The 17,651-nt window shown below is 40.4% G+C and carries 17 protein-coding genes; all 17 read right to left on the bottom strand.

Annotated features, from left to right (window positions below; genetic code table 11):
* Positions 1–4 precede the first annotated feature (4 nt).
* The 17 genes from IGI94_RS16595 to IGI94_RS16515 all read right to left on the bottom strand — a co-directional run bounded on the left by IGI94_RS16595 (position 5) and on the right by IGI94_RS16515 (position 17,647).
* Complete coding sequence (locus IGI94_RS16595; protein ID WP_143112415.1) at positions 5–454, bottom strand: single-stranded DNA-binding protein; 450 nt, start codon at positions 452–454, stop codon at positions 5–7.
* 11 nt (positions 455–465) lie between these two features.
* Positions 466–2,934, bottom strand: a complete 2,469-nt coding sequence (locus tag IGI94_RS16590; RefSeq protein ID WP_438900005.1) for a pLS20_p028 family conjugation system transmembrane protein — start codon at positions 2,932–2,934, stop codon at positions 466–468.
* A gap of 5 nt (positions 2,935–2,939) precedes the next feature.
* Positions 2,940–3,428 (bottom strand): hypothetical protein, encoded by a 489-nt coding sequence (locus tag IGI94_RS16585; RefSeq protein WP_438900004.1) that lies wholly within the window; start codon positions 3,426–3,428, stop codon positions 2,940–2,942.
* 44 nt (positions 3,429–3,472) lie between these two features.
* On the bottom strand, positions 3,473–6,103 hold the full coding sequence (locus IGI94_RS16580) for a VirD4-like conjugal transfer protein, CD1115 family (protein ID WP_438900003.1): 2,631 nt from the start codon (positions 6,101–6,103) through the stop codon (positions 3,473–3,475).
* Positions 6,104–6,114: 11 nt separating this feature from the next.
* Positions 6,115–8,391 carry a hypothetical protein gene (locus IGI94_RS16575; RefSeq protein ID WP_438900002.1) on the bottom strand — a complete coding sequence of 759 codons (2,277 nt, stop codon included), beginning with the start codon at positions 8,389–8,391 and terminating at the stop codon, positions 6,115–6,117.
* Positions 8,392–8,454: 63 nt separating this feature from the next.
* Positions 8,455–8,733 (bottom strand): hypothetical protein, encoded by a 279-nt coding sequence (locus tag IGI94_RS16570; RefSeq protein ID WP_230319195.1) that lies wholly within the window; start codon positions 8,731–8,733, stop codon positions 8,455–8,457.
* Complete coding sequence (locus IGI94_RS16565) at positions 8,687–8,980, bottom strand: DUF5415 family protein (RefSeq protein WP_207490871.1); 294 nt, start codon at positions 8,978–8,980, stop codon at positions 8,687–8,689. Before IGI94_RS16565 ends, IGI94_RS16570 begins: the two co-directional genes overlap by 47 nt.
* A 26-nt stretch (positions 8,981–9,006) precedes the next feature.
* Positions 9,007–9,417 carry a hypothetical protein gene (locus IGI94_RS16560; RefSeq protein ID WP_144772028.1) on the bottom strand — a complete coding sequence of 137 codons (411 nt, stop codon included), beginning with the start codon at positions 9,415–9,417 and terminating at the stop codon, positions 9,007–9,009.
* Between the two features lie 13 nt (positions 9,418–9,430).
* Positions 9,431–9,574, bottom strand: coding sequence for a hypothetical protein (locus IGI94_RS16555; protein WP_186366433.1), 144 nt, complete (start codon positions 9,572–9,574; stop codon positions 9,431–9,433).
* 4 nt (positions 9,575–9,578) lie between these two features.
* Positions 9,579–9,947 (bottom strand): hypothetical protein, encoded by a 369-nt coding sequence (locus IGI94_RS16550; protein ID WP_140966476.1) that lies wholly within the window; start codon positions 9,945–9,947, stop codon positions 9,579–9,581.
* Positions 9,948–9,964: 17 nt separating this feature from the next.
* Positions 9,965–10,729, bottom strand: coding sequence for a hypothetical protein (locus IGI94_RS16545; RefSeq protein ID WP_207490870.1), 765 nt, complete (start codon positions 10,727–10,729; stop codon positions 9,965–9,967).
* Entirely contained in the window at positions 10,726–11,583 is an 858-nt protein-coding gene (locus tag IGI94_RS16540; protein ID WP_200127117.1) for a type II secretion system F family protein, read from the bottom strand. Before IGI94_RS16540 ends, IGI94_RS16545 begins: the two co-directional genes overlap by 4 nt.
* On the bottom strand, positions 11,552–13,015 hold the full coding sequence (locus IGI94_RS16535; protein ID WP_207490869.1) for a CpaF/VirB11 family protein: 1,464 nt from the start codon (positions 13,013–13,015) through the stop codon (positions 11,552–11,554). Before IGI94_RS16535 ends, IGI94_RS16540 begins: the two co-directional genes overlap by 32 nt.
* Before the next feature lie 4 nt (positions 13,016–13,019).
* Positions 13,020–13,406, bottom strand: coding sequence for a hypothetical protein (locus IGI94_RS16530; RefSeq protein WP_086373492.1), 387 nt, complete (start codon positions 13,404–13,406; stop codon positions 13,020–13,022).
* A 67-nt stretch (positions 13,407–13,473) separates the two neighbouring features.
* Positions 13,474–13,635 (bottom strand): DUF2065 family protein, encoded by a 162-nt coding sequence (locus IGI94_RS16525; RefSeq protein ID WP_139843268.1) that lies wholly within the window; start codon positions 13,633–13,635, stop codon positions 13,474–13,476.
* A 51-nt stretch (positions 13,636–13,686) separates the two neighbouring features.
* Entirely contained in the window at positions 13,687–14,007 is a 321-nt protein-coding gene (locus tag IGI94_RS16520) for a hypothetical protein (RefSeq protein ID WP_086373493.1), read from the bottom strand.
* 13 nt (positions 14,008–14,020) lie between these two features.
* Positions 14,021–17,647 carry an MSCRAMM family protein gene (locus IGI94_RS16515; protein WP_438900001.1) on the bottom strand — a complete coding sequence of 1,209 codons (3,627 nt, stop codon included), beginning with the start codon at positions 17,645–17,647 and terminating at the stop codon, positions 14,021–14,023.
* Positions 17,648–17,651 lie beyond the last annotated feature (4 nt).

Raw genomic sequence — 17,651 nt, 5'->3', positions numbered from 1 at the left:
TCCTCTATTGGTACCAATCTGCTTCGTCATAACTGGTTGGAATATGTTCTACCGCTTGACGGTACTCATTTAAAGCCATTTCTTCTGCTGGCTGACCTTCAGATAAGTGCTTTCTACGACGATCGGTCACTTCCTTGGTTTCTAACAAGTTGTAGCTTTGTACAATATCTTCAGACACGTAACACCGTTCCCCCGACTGATTTTCATACGGTCGGACTTGGACTCTGGCCACAAAGGACACATGAGATCCTCGACACGTCATTTCAACAAAGGACTTTGCGATCGTGCCATACAGCACACATAAAAAGGAATCTGATTGATAGTCAGATTCCTTTTTTGTCTTGAAGTTTCGTTTTGATATTAGCAAGACACGTGTATAACACGTGCCACTTTCCGTTTTCTTTAAGATGGGACTTTCAGCCAGTCGGCCTTCAATACAATGGACATTTAACACGAGATCTCCTCCTAAATATAATCATCGGCATTTACTTTATTCATGGATTGATAGATATCATAGTAATCATTTTCTGGTGTCACACTCGACTCTTTCAAGTATTTGGTGGCCAATTCTTTTGGTGTTGAAAGCTCCTTCGTTTTTGATTCAACCGTTGGAATATGATACGTTGGTGCCGTTGATTTTTCTGCAGGTTTCTGGATAGTCACCGATCGATGGTTCGTTGGTTGTACTGATTGTTTGATCGAACCTGATTTTGGCTCACTCCGTCTAGCAGGTGTTACCGTTGATCGATCAATTCCTCTACTTGGTGATTGTTGCACCGTTTGAGTGCCAGCGCTGGCAGACGATTGATTGCTTCGTTGTACGATCGCAGCTGTAGAAGGACTCACACTTGTAGTCCGTTCAAATGCCACAGAAGCTCCTTCAGACGCTTGTTCACTCGATTGAACAGATTGACTTGGTGCTGCTGCAGAAGTGCCGTAAGACGTTTCTGGTGTTGCTCGTTTCACTTCCTGATCATTGGCTCTTTGATTGCTATCCGGATTTCCTTCAGATGCACTCGGATTGTTTGACTGTTGCGTTTTATTCCCCTGATTGACTTTGTCAGTCGCTGCTTGAATGGCGGCTTTTCTACTTGGCGTATGAATCGGTGGAATGGTCGTTCGTTGGATTTTTTGTGAAGCGTCCGTTTTCCCCGTTGCCAAACCATTCGCACGATTGCCGTTGATAGGGTCGATCGTTGATTCAGTTCGATTGCCGCTTTCACCCATATGTTTCAGCTCTTCAGCTGAAATATTGCCAATGCTTTTTCCATCTGTTTCTTTTCCTTGGGAAACGGTGCTGGAAGAAGCAGAAGCGTTCATTGGTTGATACATTGTTTCTGGTGAAAGATTGGTTCCTGAAGGCAAATCTCCATTAGCAGAAACCTGATCCTTGTCTTGAACCGATGGACTTATCTGATCATTTGGAACCGCTGATCGATTCGATCCTTGCGTTTGTGTCACCGGCTCTTGTTGATCATTCATACCAAATGTTTGGCGCATGTTGGCCGCAAATTCCTGCACACTGCTTTTAGAAGAGCCATTGTTTCCTGGAACCGTTGAGCGACTCTGAATCGATTTATCATTGTTGCTTTCATGTACACCGTTATTGACTCGCATACGACTGATCGCTTGGCCAGCATGATCTTTGATACTTTTTCCAGCATTGATTCCGCCTTTTACCGCACTTGTGCCTGCGCCGGCAGCTGCGGCAGTTCCGGAAGTCGCAGCTTTCGCCGCAACTGCTGTACCAACCATAGCTTGCCATCCTGAACGAACCCCGATATCTATGCCAAGGTATTTACCAAAGAAATTCGGCCCGTCGATCGTGATTCGAACCCCAACGATACACAAGATCAAGTACGCCAAAAAGCCTATGTGCAAGGTTCCGATATAGGAAAAATACAGTTTGAAAATACTCAAGCTAAACCCTGTCAACATGATTGCTAATAAGCTGCTTCCGATATCCAAAAGTATTTTTATTGTTCGTTGTCCGGTTTCAATATCAGAAACAGAAAGAACTGGAAACATCAATTTTGCAAATAGTAGTTCAAGCAAAGAGGTCGCAATGATAAACGCCGAACAAATAAACGCAAAAGACACGGTCACTAATGATAAAGTGATCGTGCCTGTCTTGTATGTGAAACGGAATTTTCCTTCGTCAAAAAAGCTAAAGGTACCATTTTTTATCTTTTCAGATGTAATATTTCCTTCTTCATCTGTTTTTAGTTTATATTCCAAATACGATACATCATCTTTGTTATAGGCCTTTTCTTTCATGTCCTTAAGACTATCTGGAGTAATTATTTCAGTCAGATCGGTCGATTGAAATCCTTTTTCTGATAAATTATTCTTTGGTGTTCCTGCCTGCCCATTCAACCGTCCAAAGCCTTTTTTAGACGCATACTGCAGATCCGCTAAGTTTTCTTTGACGATACTATAAGACAAGGTGCTTGCTTCTCCACCATCTAGTGTTTTTGTTTGTCCGTAAACTTTTTCAGCCAAATCGACACTGGACGTGATCATGCCAGGCAGTTGAATGCCCAAACAAACGATCAAAGCTGCTCGAAACAAGCCAGCTTGTAAATTAACACGTTCATTAAGAATAAATTTATAAGCTAAGATAATGATCATAATGACCAAAATAGTACCAGATAGGATACGCATACTGGTGTAAATCGTACCGATTTTTCCGTTTTCTAAAAAGCCAAATACCTTAAATACTTGATCAAGTATATCTTCCACTCCTGAAGCCAGTTTGTACAATCCCTTGATCCAGTTACTGCTTATCCATTTGAAAATATAGCTAAATAGATTCGCATCATGAATCCATTCGCTAAACTTTTGTAAAAATTCCGTTGCTTTTTCCGTGATTTTCACCTTCCAATCATAAAAAAAGGAAGACTCAATATCGAGTCTTCCTTTGCTATTAATCATTACACTTATTTTTCTTCATACATTGAAACGAAATACATCGGATCATCTTCATAAATGGCTTTCACTTCATTTAATGTTGAATCAGCTTTGGCATAATTTTTTGATACTGGCACAAAGGCATATCCTTCGTGTTTTTGATCGTAAAATGCTTTGAAGTCAGTAGTATCAGAATATCCACCAAGCAATTCAAATATTGCCTTTCCTTCAGCATTTTCTATATGGTATTGATATAGCCCATCTCCTTTTTTCTCTACAGAGTAATCCAACTCTTCTGAAATGCCGCCTTTTATGCTATATGCAGTTACTTTTCCCTCAGAACTTTTTTCAATCGTAAACCTTGGCTGATCTAAAGGCGAATTGGCTAAATAATAGACTTGATCTCCTTCAAAAAGATCTGCCAGTTTGGCTTCAGGTGAATTTGAACATCCACTCAGAAGAAAAACACCACTAAGTACCATTAATAAACCGATACCAATCATTTTTAAACGTTTCACATTAACCCCTCTTTTTCTGTCAATTTGAATTTAGTATAGCACGTCTACTCTGTATCTAATCGGACTAAGTTAGAAATATCTTTATAGTATGAGTCGTTTAAATAAAAATTAGCCAGTTGTAGAAATGCACACCGTTCTTCTTCATTAAAAAGTGGTTTAAGATCTTCAGTAACCGCTTGTTTCAAAAAGTCGATTAAATCAATTTTTTGTGATTCTTCCGGATCCTCGACTATCGAGAGTTTGATAATTTCTCGATAGTTCTCCAAATCTTTTGTATCAAACCGTTTGAGGACTGATGCAAAGGTATCTTCATCGATTTGTAACAGTTCCTCTTCTGGCTGAAGGCCTTCTTCCAGAGACAAAAGCAGCGATCGGTTGATTGATTCTGTAATCAAATCATCGACGTCGATTGCGTTTGCTGCTAAATCAAAGGTTTTATGTTCAGAGGGAATGTTAAAGTCTTCAATCGGTCGGTTTGGGTCAAAGTACTCACCCAAATATTCAAATCGAAAAGGCATCGACGTCTCTTTCGTAGAAAAAATAGAGTACGACCGGATTTTTTGGCGCTTTTTGTTTTCCCTGTGCAACCTCAGTACAACCATTTCACCCATCATAAGCGTAGATAATTTATACGGGGTGATTATTCGTTGAGAGCCGACGTTGGTTTGTTTACTCGTATCAAGAGAAAGTGGATCCTGTTCACCAGTCGAATGTTTTTCTACCGTTTTCTCACCAACTCTTTTCGATATTTCTTCGTGCGTATCTTTGTCTTGGCTCATGATATACAAATGGTTTTGGCAATTTTCTTTGATGATCTTCGCCGTATAGTCTCCATACACAGAGCCTAATTGCGCATAGCTTTGTAAAAATAGATCGAACAGAATGTTTCGCCCTAAACAAACGGTCACAATGTTATCCATACTTTCAATGGCTGGCATGTTCCCAAATTCATCCAGGATAAAATGGACTCTTCGGAAGCACTTCCCACCTCTTGTATTTCCAGCATTTTGTGCAAGTGTTGTATACAGTTGTTTAACAAACATGGAAGAAATCACATTTTTAGACGGATCATAATCCGGCGTGATCATGAATACAGCGATCGGCTTTTCTGTGTAGAAAAGTTCACATTGCTTCAACTCGTCTAAATCTCCGCTGGTTCTATTTAACTCACCATCTTTTTCAAGTAGCGTGATCGAATAGGTTGCTTTTTTATCTTGAAAAACCACTTCTAATTGATCGCCAGTGTTTAAATTCAAATTGAAGTTCAAATCCACCACACCAGCCATATTCGGACGGATCGTTTCTACTCCTAATACTTGCCCATTACGCAAGAAGCGAACTTTCAAAATTTGATCATACATCGATCGATCAAACTGGAAGAACAACGACTTAGGAAAACCCACCGACTTCAGCCGAAAACTATTTTTTGACGTCATCTTCGCAATCGCTTCAAACCCTTGGAAAATCGTTAACTTATCCAAGACAGCACTTTGAATTGGCCCTTTATTCTTCGAATCCATAGAAGAGAATGAAGAGTATTGTGCTTTGGCGATATGCCCTTGCGGCAAACGTTCAAAGTAGAGATCGAGTTGTGTGTACTCTTTTTTCGTGACCCGATCAATGACTTTTCGATTTGTCATTTCAATGATCCACTGTGCCACATTGTACATTGTAATCTTTCCTAAATCGTGTTTTTCTAAATAATAGTCGATTAGGGCTAAGATCACGCCGTTTAACAGTTTCTGCGCACCGCTATAGACCCATTTGTTCTGACCGGCGTTTGGATCGTTGAACAATGCATACGTGAATTGATCCACCAACATCTGCGCAGAAGAAGAATCCCCTCTTACATAAGCATCAATGATCAGCTGCAGCGGATTATAACTCATGGATTGATCGGGTGTTTCTAAATTAAGTACTTGTACCTCATAGCCCCTTTCTTCTAATGTTTCTTTTGATCCTTTGTAGAGTTCTCCTTTCGGGTCATTAAAAATCAGAGAACACTGTTCCTTCGCTCGACTCAAGATATCAGTCAGTGGAAAAACGATCGACTCACCCTTACCTGATCGACTCGTCCCTAGAATGAGTGAATTGACTGTATTGAGATCGATATAAAACTTGTTCATATAGTGCGTGATAGGAATACCGCCCATTCCTTCAAACCGTTCCTTTCGATCAGGTACGGCCGAATATTGCTCTTTGATCTCTTGGATCGTTGCTAAACGGGCGTCTCCTTCTTGCCCATAACTCAATGAATCAAATTTTCGAGTCAGCTTTTTAAAGACGAACCAGGCAAAAAAGAAGGCCAAAGGCAGCGTGATAATCAGCTGCTTGTTCGTTCCTACATGAATAAACAAGGAACGGGCAAAATAAGGGAACATCTGAAACAGCTTTCCAGCCGTTGAAAAGTCTTGGTTAATCGAAAGTGTAAAAGCTTGGCCAAGAATCGGCAGAAATGAAACGATAAAATTGATCAGATAGTTGCTCATAAAATAAACCAAGAAGAAGGCACTGAAAAAGCCAAGAAACGCTATTGGTGCATGACGCTTATGTTCTTCGGCTAGTCCTTCTCCTTTTATCGAATAACCCCTTCCGATAAAAAGGGCAATTTTTTTCAGACCGAACACAGAAAATAATCGGTAGAAAAAGGAGCGTCTCTTACTTCGTACTCGCATAGACGCTCACCTTATTCCAATACCGATTTTGCTTCTTTCGGCTTGTCCTGTAACAAGTAAGCAGAAGCGATCTGTTGTTTTTGACCCATGGTTAAATCCTTTTTCAACGCATCTGACAGCTCTTGGTAGATGGACGTAATGGCCTTTTGATCTTGTTGTAGAATGGCCAGATCCAATAAACCATAATCAGATTCGCCTAGCTTTGTTAGCTGCTTTAAGGTGTCTGTGTCCTCTTTTTCAAAGACGACTTGAACCACATGGTCAATATTTTCAGGATATTCTTTAGCCGCTTCAATATACTTGCCAGCACTGATTTGATCATCATAAGAAGGAACTGCTGGTTCCGTTGATTCGAAACTCGCATAAGAATTCTCTGTTTGAACAGCTGCAGATACAGTTGTTTGATTTGAATCTTGTTGGGCTTTTGCATGAACATAGCCGCCAAATCCTGCCACGGCAAGTAAAACCGCACCACTTAAAGTGATTTTTTTCCATAAAGATGGTTTCCCTACTGCTTGTTGTACGGCACTTGGTTGTGTTGGCGCTGCTTGTAAAGGCGTTCCTTGTTGTTGCTGTTGGATAAATGCCATCAGCTGTTGTTGCGTGGCTAAGTTTTCAGCCCCTCTTCGGGTCTGATCATCAATCAGTTTTGCAAGAAATTGAGAGATTTCCATTTCTTTTTGTTGATTTTGTTGCTTCGTCGATTCAACATTCTGCACGGCTTTATCTTTTAGGGACAATTCTTTTTCTTTTATAGCCAATTCACGATCACGCTGCGCAAGTACGGCTTTTTCCCGTAACTCTTGTTCATGGATCCGACGTTGCTCTTCAAAGACAGGCTGTGATTCAATCAGTTTTGATTTCATTGATTGTAAGTATTGCAGTTCTTGATCCGTGACTTGTTGCACTGATTCGACCAAGATCGTGCTTAACTCTTCGAGTTGACTGTTCTTACGCTCAATCAATTGGCTGTACTGTGACTTATGAGCTTTTTCTTCATAAGAAGCAGTGATTTTTTCTTCCTCTTGTTCGATTGCTTCTTGTCTCATTTGATTGAGTTGTGCCGCTTTTTCCTGTTTGTCTGCCTGCAGTTTGACATCGATTTGATAAAGCTCGTCTTGATGGCGCTTATTCAATCGTTCAAGTTCTTCTTGTTGGCGCTTTTGGATCCTCGCTTTATCAAGCGCTAATTGATTCTCTAAAGAAGTGAACGCTGCTTCGATCTTATCAGTAAATTCTTCACTTAGAATTGCTTTTTTAGCAGCTAATTCCGCAAGACATTCTTCAGAACCGTCGTCTGCAGTAATTTCTTGATAAGCGATCGTCAACTTTTTGATCAATTTGTTCTCTACGTCATTTTTTAATTTATATAGGCTTGAGATCAACTGTTTGTAGAACGTTGGATTGTATTGCGTCCGGATAAATTCTTTCTTTCGTTCACTAATAAAATCATTTTTATCCGCTAAATCAAAATACACGATCAATTCTTGCGTCTGACGATCCAGCTTTGCTTCTAGTTTAGCGATCAGCGATTCGATAGGATTAAAAATCGGTTGAGTCGTTAGATCCAAATACGTATCCAAAGGAGGGATCACGATGCCAGGAGCCGGCTCTTTCGCTGTAGATACACGATTCAATTCCTCTGAACTCTGAGAAATTGTGGTTTCTTGCTTGCTCTCTTCTGGATCTTCAAATGAAAGCTCGCCCTCTTCTATCGTTTCATAATCAGGAATATAATCGTCTTCAGATAAATCTAGTACTTCTTCCTCTTCTTCGACAGGCGCATTTAATTGGTCTTCGGTAATAACAGGAACTGCTTCTTGTTGCTTTTTCGGTAATACACGAGAAAGCAGATTTTCCGCAACCTCCGGCAATTTCACTTCTGGCAAGGACAAGCCGCTAAGAAATGATGGTTTTGGTTCGTTGACTTCTTGTTCAACAGGTTCAAATGGCTGATCGAACTCGATTAAAAGATCATTTTCCAATTCTTCAAACTGTTCTTTTTGGCTTCCCTTTAAGTTTCTAAGCTCCTGAATAATATCCTCGTCGATCAGTAGGTCTAAAGGTACATCTTTTGTTAAGGGGAGAGTGAACTCCCAATAGTCTTTTGTTCCTTCTATACGATGGATCTCTAAAGTCATCTTATTATCCAGCGGCCCAACGTCTGCTTGAACCTGGTAAAAAAGTTCTCTCGCTTCAGGAAGAGAATACTTCTTTTTCAGGGTCAATCGCTTCGTAGCTTTGATTTCTTTTGGTAATTTTGTAAAACGCAAAATATAATTTCCCATGGTTCTCTCCTTTAAAAAAAGATGGAAAGTGCTAATGCTTCCCATCTTTTTATACATTTAATTTTAGAATCCTTTACCAATCCCTTGAAAGTAGGTTGCTAATGAAACAGCTGACATAATTACGATCATTCCTAAAGCAATCCGAAACCACATACTTTTGGCCATGTCCGCTTTTCGATCTGAACTCATGAAAATAATTCCGGCAACGATCGTCATAATAACGGCCAGTGGTAGTGATAGTTTTTGTAGTGCTGTGTAGATTGTTTTTCCTGAATTATCTAAAGAAGTGACCCAATCATTCGTTGGTAGTGTTAGCAGTGCTAGTTGTAGTTTCATTAACATGTTTATTTCCTCCATTTTTCACTTGGTTTTTATCTGATACAAGAGTATTGATTTTTGAAAGCACGTAAGACTCGCATTGTTTTTCAATCGTTGATTCTTCCCATTCCTTGTCTTTTCCTTCAAGAATGGCCATTTTTTTATCTCGTAAATGATCATTCGTCCATTCCTTAAAGGGAATACCTTCTTGAGAAAGTAATTCTTTTGCGGCTTCTACAAATGGTGACACCGCTGATTTTTTCCCTGCCATATACTTCTTCCTTCCTGGCTAATTGACTATCTAAAAAAAGAAAAACCCCTCGATTTTTTCGAGTAGGTTCGCTTTTGTCTTGGTTCCATTTCTGGCAATGCTTTTCGTTCTTCATTGAATTGCCGATTGATTTCTTGGTAAAGCTTTTCTCCTTCCAAGCGGTTTGACTCAAGAGTAGATATCTCCTCTTGCAACATATCTAACAGTTGTACCATGTTCCGTGTAGGATCAACGACCACGTCTTCTAAGATTATTTCTTGTTCGCCATTGTCAATCACTACTGACAATTTCGTAGGCTCCGTGATTGAACGCTGTAGCTGTTCCATGATCTGTTGTGCTTGAAAGATACCGTGAACCATCTTTGTGTTCAATGCACGGTATTTTCGTGTCAATTTTTTGTTGACGTGCGAAAAATGTACCCGATATTGCCCGGACACACGATCACCCCTTTCACATTCTTATGCTTTGCTGCGTCCACCACTGTTCCCATGCAGCTTTTATGACGTCTTGATAATCAATGACTACTTTAAGAAAAAGCGCACCCACGACCAAACTGATAATCACCCGCAATAGCTTTGAAAATACTTTTCCCATATCTTCACCTCACTTGAGAAGGCGCTTGTCCTTCAATGCCGATTTTCACAGAGATATTGTCTGGTAGAAATAAAACTGGATAGGTCGCTTTGATCGTATAAGCCACCGTATCTCCAAAGGCAGCCTTTTTCCCTAGTTGTGTACTTTCTATCGTATACCAGCCGTGAAATTGTTTAGTTGAGTACTCTTTAAGCTCTGAAACTGCTTCAGCTGTCAGTCCACCTTTTCGCTCGATTTGATAATTGACTTGTTGCCGATAAGTAGTGATCGTTTGAAGTTGATAACCGAAAACGACGACGCTCAAAAAGGCAAGTACAGTCAAACAGTAAAACAACATGCTGAAAATTTCTCCCTGACTATCTTCTATATCCATAATTTATGCTCCTTTCTTTAGAGATAAACATAGACTTTTCCAAGTTGGAAAGGAATGATCGCAATAGAAGCACCGAGAACAAAGACCAAAATCGCTCCTACTAGCTTCATATACAACCCCGAAAATCGACTGAGCTTAAAATGGATGATTTGTTCAATACCAGCCATCATTTCTTCGCTGGTAATCCTCGAAAGCTGATCGATCACTTGCAAATTCGCTGATCCTTGTGCCAAACGTGCCAAAGTAACCATAAATAACCGGCTGCTGTCAGTGCCAGACATTTGTTTAGCGAACATCTTAAACGGATCGAAACTGCTTGGATTTCGACTCATATCCAACATGAGCCGTTGTAAGATCTTCTTATCGATTTCATGTGGCATCCTTGGAACGATTCGCTCAAAAACAGAACGAAGATTGATCCCCCCTCTTGTTTGTTTTAATATCGGAACAAGTAGCCGTGAAAATTTTGAAAATTGAATTTGACGTTCAAATCGAAACTGCTGATAAACGACCTTAACTGATTTGATCGTGTCCAAATAAATCAGCACACTGACAACTAGCCCAATAGGAATCAGATACAAACTCATTAAAAAGCCAAGAACCACAAAGATAGAAAAACAGATGGCAGAGGTGCGAATTTTCTTTTTCGCCCACTTTTCAATGTTTTCCTTAGTATTATTCATTTCTAATAGATTTTGATAAACAACATCTGAAAGTAAACGGGAAAAAAATGGTCGATTCTCACTTGGTTCAGCGGTTTTGTTTCGAATAACGAGATTCATTTTTTGGTTCGCACCCCCAATTCCGTGACAGAATCATCAAAATACTGCTTGAAGAAACTATTTAAGATCACACTAAGCGAAATGAGACAAATGGCTGAACTGACATAACCGATTGGATGGTGCGCATAGCCGTCCATGTATTGCGCAAAATCACCATTCATGAAGAAAGAAACCCCATGAAATAGTAAGATAATAGCGCCCATTAAAAAAAGAAGTGTTTGCACACCGCTTAACATTTCATTCTTCTTCTTTAAAAACGAATTGACTTTTTCTAACATTTTACTGTGGTGTTCTGTTAGGTATTGCAACGAATCTGTATTGTTTTTCCCTTCTTGAATAATCGTGTCAAGCTGTTCCAAATACTGACCAAAAATCGCATCATCATGATACTTTTCAGATAAGGTATTCAATAAATAAGAGACCCGTTCCGGATCAGACCCTACACCAAGAGCGGCATACAAGCTTCGGAGATCTTCAGAAAGTTCTCCTTCTGTTTCATCGATCACATAGGCCAAAGACTGAAGAACAGTCAAATCATTGTCCATCGTCACTTGTGTGAGATTCAAAAGAAATTTGTTTCTGGCCACCAATGACTGTATCTGGTACCGCCGATTCACGACCTTTGGCAAGATAAAACGATAGCCGTAGATGGCACCAATCACTGTACACCCGACAACGATCCACCAAATATAAGTCAGAATCAATGAAAAAACGCCTAAGACTACAGCTGGGAGTCCAACGAGCTGAACGATCTCTTTTTGCTTTAATCGCTGCCCGTAAGCACTGTTTAATGCATGTAATTCTTCAAGATTTACACGGTTTTTAGTTTCCGTCTGAAGTTGATTGATCCGCAAACTCTTTCACCGCCTTTTGAAGAATCTGTTCAAGCTCTTCCGATTTATTAATCTTTTCATTGGTCATTTCAGGAAAATCAAAAGTTAAGAAGCGTTCTGCTAGCTTTTCCTTGTACTGATCAGACAACTCACCCGTAGTAACATAGAACTGCCCGTTGTTTAATACTTGTTTAAACAAAGTAGTGGCCGTATCTTTTACTGAATACTCTACGATTTCTGACAAATATCGAATTTTTTTGAAAATAAGATTTTCCGAATCGATCTCGATATAAGCAGTTTTGATCTGAAACCCAAAGTCAAAGAATGTAAGGATATCTTCAGTAACTGCTTCTTCATTGATTTTGTACCCCATACTAGACATGGTGACTAACCTTCGAGGATGTGCGCGACAATTTGTTGAGTGAATCGACGTCAATCCCGAATGGTTTGTCCGTGCAGCTTGGATCATTTCATAAGCTTCAGAACCCCGTGTCTCTGACGGAACGATCCATTTAGGATAATTCCGTAAAGCGGCTTGAACCAGATCTGAAATCGTCACGATATTTCCTGTAACGAGAGAAAAAATATCATGATCTGGCAAAAGTTCCTTGATCCTTGTTTCAGGAACGTCCTCAATCATAAAGATACGGTCTTTTTTTGGTACAAAGGACAACATCATTTTGATCAATTCCGTTTTCCCAGAACCCGTCTCCCCACCGATCACGCTCATTGATCCAGCCTTCATAATTATTTTAAGAAAGTCTAAAACAAAAGATGGCGCAAAATCGACAAACGTTTCTTCGGTCAACACTAGACCTGGTCGACTGACCCGTAAGGACATCGTAGTGCCACTTGGACTGATCACTTGATGCATAGCGTTTAATCGTAAATTTCCTGATACACTATCCAAGATAGGGTCATTTCGAGTAAATGGCTTTCCTACAGTATCCGCAAACTTCTTTACGATTCGAAATACCGTCTTTTCAGGATCGGTCAACTGTAATTGTTCTGCCGTGTAAATTCGTAGTTGATCCGCACTTTCGACGGTTAGAAACGTGCTGTTCCATCCGATATCCGTGATTGTCTCGTCTTGCAAAAGCAGGCGATCGATAAATTCAAAGCCGACGATCTCATTGATAACATAAGCCGCTTTTTTGTGTCCTTCGTCATTTTTTCCAAATCGTTGTTCTTCTTGAACCAACTTAACGAGCTTTTCACGAGAAACTTTAGAAGTGAAGGCACGCATCACTTCATCTGGATAATGCTCGACTAAATCGTCTCGAATCACTTCGACTCGACTATCTTCAACTAATTTTTTCAAATAATCGTCTTGCTCTTCTTCAGCAGCTGAAGGTACATTGCGAAATTGATTGGTAGTCACGAGATTTCTTACATTTCTTAACACGTCTTTTTCATCTTGAAATACGGACTTTTTTTCTCTAATAACAACCATTGATTTACCCTCCTTCCGGCGTACTTAAAATGCATGTGGCTTCGTCAATGGATCCATCGGACTCTACATAGGCACGAATGCCTTTGATTCCTTTGTTATCTGCTTCTTTTAAGTAGTTGAACGTCACTTTTACCGTTTTTTTTGCATAAAACGGCTGCTTCTTGATCGTCTGCTCAAACTCTTTTTCAAAGTTGGCTTGATCCAAGTAAAAAGTGCCTGGTTGAATGCGTGCAGAATCATCTTTGTTACTGATTGCAGCTGTTCTTAACGCTTCAGTAATGTTAAATGCTTCCGTATCTTTCTTGGCATTTCCGATAAAAAACCACGCAATTAAAATCATAAAAAGTGCTCCTACGATCATAACCGTGATCTGTCGCCAATAATGTGTCATTCCTCCCTCTCCTAACCAAGAAAAAGGAGAAGACAAAGAGTGTCTTCCCCGATCATCTTTTTATCCATTATTTTGTTGGTAATGTTGAAACGTAAGTAGTGATTTTAGCGAGCATTTGTTTTGTTAAGTCAGGAAAAAATACGAAAGCTGCACCCCCGACGATCGCAACTAAACCTACTGCAATCGCAATGTTCATCAATGTGTGAGAATGATGTTGAACTGTATCCATGAATGTCACCTCCCTTCAGTAGAAATAGAAACCGGCTATCAAAGCCGATCGTTACTTGAAAAATAGTTGTTTGATTTCATCAAAAAATTTGGTGCAGACTGCCAAGATCCCAGTAACGAATACCATAACGGCCTGAACAAATTGATTTTGTTGAATCGCTGAGGTCAGCGAACCGGAGACATTGCTGCTTCCAGCACCAAAGTTTAAAAACGAAGAACTGATCTGATTCAAGTAATTGAACGGGATCCCGATCAACTGCTTAAAGAGAAAGAAAAAGACCAGGATCCCTAAACTGCTAAAAACTACTTTACGCAATAGGTGCCTGGACTGTTTTAATTCCGATCGTACATCAAAAACGGCTGAACCATACATATTGCCCAACTCCTTACTTTCCTCTTAACCACGTGATCTCTGCTTTTGACCATCCGTTTGGCACAGTCGTATCAGGATAAACCGGCGTGAGTAACAATTCATCTTCTTTCTTTGTTTTACTATCAATCGTCGCATACATGTTTGCGTAGATCGAAAGCGTTTGGTTCATCGATACTTGAATAAAGTTCCGGCCAACCACATTCGATTGCAGCGTCAGATTGTAGTCCCCTTTTTCTGCCCAAATCGGCAAATAAAACTTTCTTCCCCCATCAAGTAATTTGTTTGATATCTTTTTTGTTGGATTTTTTACTTGTTCTTGCGTATACAATGCACCCGTCTTCTCCTCTACGCTTATTTGAGGAAACTCAAATTTTGTAGAAGTAATAGCGGCCGTCGTTTGTTTCGCTACTTGATTGATCGTACGATCTAACGGGATTTGAACGTTCCCTTTTGATTCGACATACTGAAGATCTAAATAGGTATCGACTAGCTTCGTTGGAGAAGAAAGTGTAAACGAGAGTAGTGGCGTATCTTGGATCTCACTACTGTAGATCGGCGCTAATGTGATTGGTAGCCCATAGCCCGTTTTTGACGAACGCTGCTCTTCAAAATCAAACTGAAGAGTCTCTTTCTTTTCTACATACGTTTTGGTTTTTCTCGTTGCTTCTGTTTGGCTCACTGCGCCATAGGAAAGCTTACCGTTTTTCAGATCCGCATTTGTGATAACTTTTTCTGAAGCGGTATACCCGAATGTTGAAAAATCGATCGTATCTGTTTCAGCCTTTACTTTGTCAGGATTTTTCAGCACCTGCAGTGAAAGAGAGTAAGGAACCTTCTCTCCTTTAGTAAAGCCTGCAGTAGGTAAATCAACAGCTAGGTTTGAAGCATAAGAACCAAGCGAAATATCTTTTGTAAAGACAGTTTTCTTCTGTTTTTGATCAGTTACAGTCAATCGATAAAGAACGTTTTTCAATTCTTCTTCGTAACTCGCTGACTTTGAAAAAGTGATCGTCGCCTTCAAGTTGTCCGTCAATGACGCTTTGCCAGTCAGTATTGAAACTTTCTCGGCATTGATCTCTAAGGACGGTAGATAATACGGGATCTCAAGTACAAGATCTTTGCCAGCAACGACCCCACTTCTAGTCACTTTCGAGCGGTAGCGATTGCCTTTCACGTCGAATAGATCATCCAGCGACTTATACTCGTACGACTCCCCATCGTACTTGGTCTCAACGACTTGTTTAAGCAGCGCTTTTTCTGTTTCTGTCACATGATTCACTGTCAGCTTGAATGCTGGTAAAGTCGTTGTAACAGCGTTTGAAGCAGCAGTTTTCGTTCCTGTTTTCACACTACCTTGCTTACTGAAGGCCAGTGTTGCTTTGTTTTTAGCGGTCAGAACTTCTTGTTTTAGCATCATTTTCGTACGTAGATCATATGATTTCCCATAAAATCCAGAAGTTGTAAGGGCGTTGCTTTTTGCAGTAGCAATCACTTTCCCGTTCGTCAGATCTTTGGTAATTGTAAATTGATCTGTCACATCACTACCTTGCGCCAAAACTTGTACCGTAGAAATCGCAACCGTTTCAGCTGGAAACTGGTCTTCTATCACAAAATCAGCTAAGTAACGAGACCCTAGTTTTTCTACCGTACTTGTCGTTAAATCATATTGTAGAAAATCATCGGAAGCAGCTGACCAAGTATTGCTGGTTTTGCCTGTCTCATTCTTGTCTGATACCGTCTTTGAAGCACTCAATTTGTACTGATTGGTGATTGTTAATTTCACCGGCTTTGCTTCAGTCACATCTGCAGTAATGGTAAACGAGTAGTTTTTACTATCTGTTTCAAAACCAACCAATGGCGTTTTTTCCTTAAAGTAATAGGATCCCAGCGTTAGATCCTTTACTTTCAGTTGGCCATTTGTGTCGGTTTTTAGGTTATCTTGTAAAATGGATCCGTCCGATTTGTATAGTGTAAATACCACACCATCTAACGACTTTTGATCGACGTCTGCGATTTTGGTAAGCTCTACAGCGCCAGCGAGTCGCTCGTTTGTCCAGGTCTTCGAAACATTCGTATTTTCCCCTACCGTGATTGAAAACTCCGTTCCGTTTAACTTGTAGCCTGAAGGAGCAATTATTTCTTTCACTTTGACTACTGACCCAGCCTTTAATCGTTCTCCTAGCTTTGCCTTCCCATCCGTTCCTGATTTTACGTCTGTTGTCTTTCCATCATACGTAAAGCGGAAGGTCGCATTTGCTAGCGGCTTTTTCGTATCTGCATCTACTTTCAAGACATCCACTGTCCCTTTTCGCTTCACATTCACGGTTACGGAAGTTGAAACATAAAAAGAACCAGTGACCAGTTTTTGATACGAACCGTTCGCCCAAACAGTAGTGGGATATTTTTCGTTTGTTTTCGAGCCTTTCACCATATTTACAGTGATTTTTGTTGCAGTGGATCCATTCGTATCGACGGTCAGTTTATTGCCACTGATCGTCGCTTTTGCGCCACCACTGACGGATTCTACATAGAGGTTATGATCGCCCCAACTGTTTTTCACAGTAAAGGTCGCTTTTTCTCCTTCATAGACCGTCTTAGACGTTGCGTCCCACTGGGGACGTGTGCGGATCTGACCAGCACGAGTGGTGATTTTGCTTTTCCAGTCCGTCACACCATCTTTGTGGTTAGGGGTAATGGTGATACTTTTTGGTTTTTCATTTGAATTTTCCCAAACAAGAATTTGTGCGGCCATCCAACGTTGCTTTCCAGCGTCGTTATTTGCCCAACCGCCTAATTCACGGTACGCACTAATAATGGACGTGATCGTTTCTTTTTGAGAAGTACTCAAATAGCTGCTTCCGGCATCTGTGTATGTCTTAGCTGCCGTAACCCCTGCTTGTAGACAAAACGCATCTTTCCCATCGATCGTCCGCCGGATCCCACGGTCTTCTGTGTAAGAATAGCCGTTGCTGCGAACGATATACATCAGCCAAGGATAACCAGCTGGCGGATTGATCGTTGTTTCAGAGACTGTTTTTGAAACAGAAGCCAGTAAAGCAACTTTGCTTTCTTTTAGCATAGAAGGAACATCATTCAAGTTGTTCGTTTGGTTCAGTATCTCTTCAGCATAAAAGAAACGTGTCTGCATCAAGATCTGTTCGGATTCTTTTAAATCTTTGGCCTTTGACAATTCTTCAGCGACTTGATCTTCTTCAATAAATGGAAGATCTTCACTATTGACTGCCGATTGCAGCGATTCAACATCATTTAGATCGATTTCATCAAAGTCTTTGATTTCTTGATCTGCCTGATCCGCTTTTTCCTGACGCTTTTCATCGATCCCTACTTCAACAGCTGTAAAATCTCCTTCTGTTTTTTCAGCGATTTGCGGCGTATCTGAAGAAAGCAGCTGTTCTTTGTCTGATTTGTCTGCTACCACGTACAGTAAGCCATCAGCACCTTGAACAACGGTTGATTCCTGTTCTTTGTTTAAGGTCTCTTCCGATACTGCAGCCACTTCCTGATCCGTTTTAGCGGTATCTGTTTGTTCTTGTGCCAAAACATAAGGAAAGTTGGCCATAGCAAGAAGAGAAATGATCATCACTGAAAACGAAACGACGAGTTTGTGCTTCTTTTTCATTGGT

The sequence above is a fragment of the Enterococcus sp. AZ149 genome (assembly GCF_051714285.1).
Lineage (GTDB): Bacteria > Bacillota > Bacilli > Lactobacillales > Enterococcaceae > Enterococcus_D > Enterococcus_D entomosocium.
Note: the sequence above shows the minus strand (reverse complement) of the source record. Positions and strands in the feature narration are given on the sequence as shown.

What these genes read in the sequence shown, in the direction of transcription:
- IGI94_RS16515 (WP_438900001.1), bottom strand. Translation starts at nt 17,647, where the DNA reads ATGAAAAAGAAGCACAAACTCGTCGTTTCGTTTTCAGTGATGATCATT.
- IGI94_RS16590 (WP_438900005.1), bottom strand. Translation starts at nt 2,934, where the DNA reads ATGATTAATAGCAAAGGAAGACTCGATATTGAGTCTTCCTTTTTTTAT.
- IGI94_RS16580 (WP_438900003.1), bottom strand. Translation starts at nt 6,103, where the DNA reads ATGCGAGTACGAAGTAAGAGACGCTCCTTTTTCTACCGATTATTTTCT.
- IGI94_RS16575 (WP_438900002.1), bottom strand. Translation starts at nt 8,391, where the DNA reads ATGGGAAATTATATTTTGCGTTTTACAAAATTACCAAAAGAAATCAAA.
- IGI94_RS16555 (WP_186366433.1), bottom strand. Translation starts at nt 9,574, where the DNA reads ATGGGAAAAGTATTTTCAAAGCTATTGCGGGTGATTATCAGTTTGGTC.
- IGI94_RS16565 (WP_207490871.1), bottom strand. Translation starts at nt 8,980, where the DNA reads ATGGCAGGGAAAAAATCAGCGGTGTCACCATTTGTAGAAGCCGCAAAA.
- IGI94_RS16530 (WP_086373492.1), bottom strand. Translation starts at nt 13,406, where the DNA reads ATGACACATTATTGGCGACAGATCACGGTTATGATCGTAGGAGCACTT.
- IGI94_RS16535 (WP_207490869.1), bottom strand. Translation starts at nt 13,015, where the DNA reads ATGGTTGTTATTAGAGAAAAAAAGTCCGTATTTCAAGATGAAAAAGAC.
- IGI94_RS16545 (WP_207490870.1), bottom strand. Translation starts at nt 10,729, where the DNA reads ATGAATCTCGTTATTCGAAACAAAACCGCTGAACCAAGTGAGAATCGA.
- IGI94_RS16525 (WP_139843268.1), bottom strand. Translation starts at nt 13,635, where the DNA reads ATGGATACAGTTCAACATCATTCTCACACATTGATGAACATTGCGATT.
- IGI94_RS16570 (WP_230319195.1), bottom strand. Translation starts at nt 8,733, where the DNA reads ATGTTAATGAAACTACAACTAGCACTGCTAACACTACCAACGAATGAT.
- IGI94_RS16550 (WP_140966476.1), bottom strand. Translation starts at nt 9,947, where the DNA reads ATGGATATAGAAGATAGTCAGGGAGAAATTTTCAGCATGTTGTTTTAC.
- IGI94_RS16520 (WP_086373493.1), bottom strand. Translation starts at nt 14,007, where the DNA reads ATGTATGGTTCAGCCGTTTTTGATGTACGATCGGAATTAAAACAGTCC.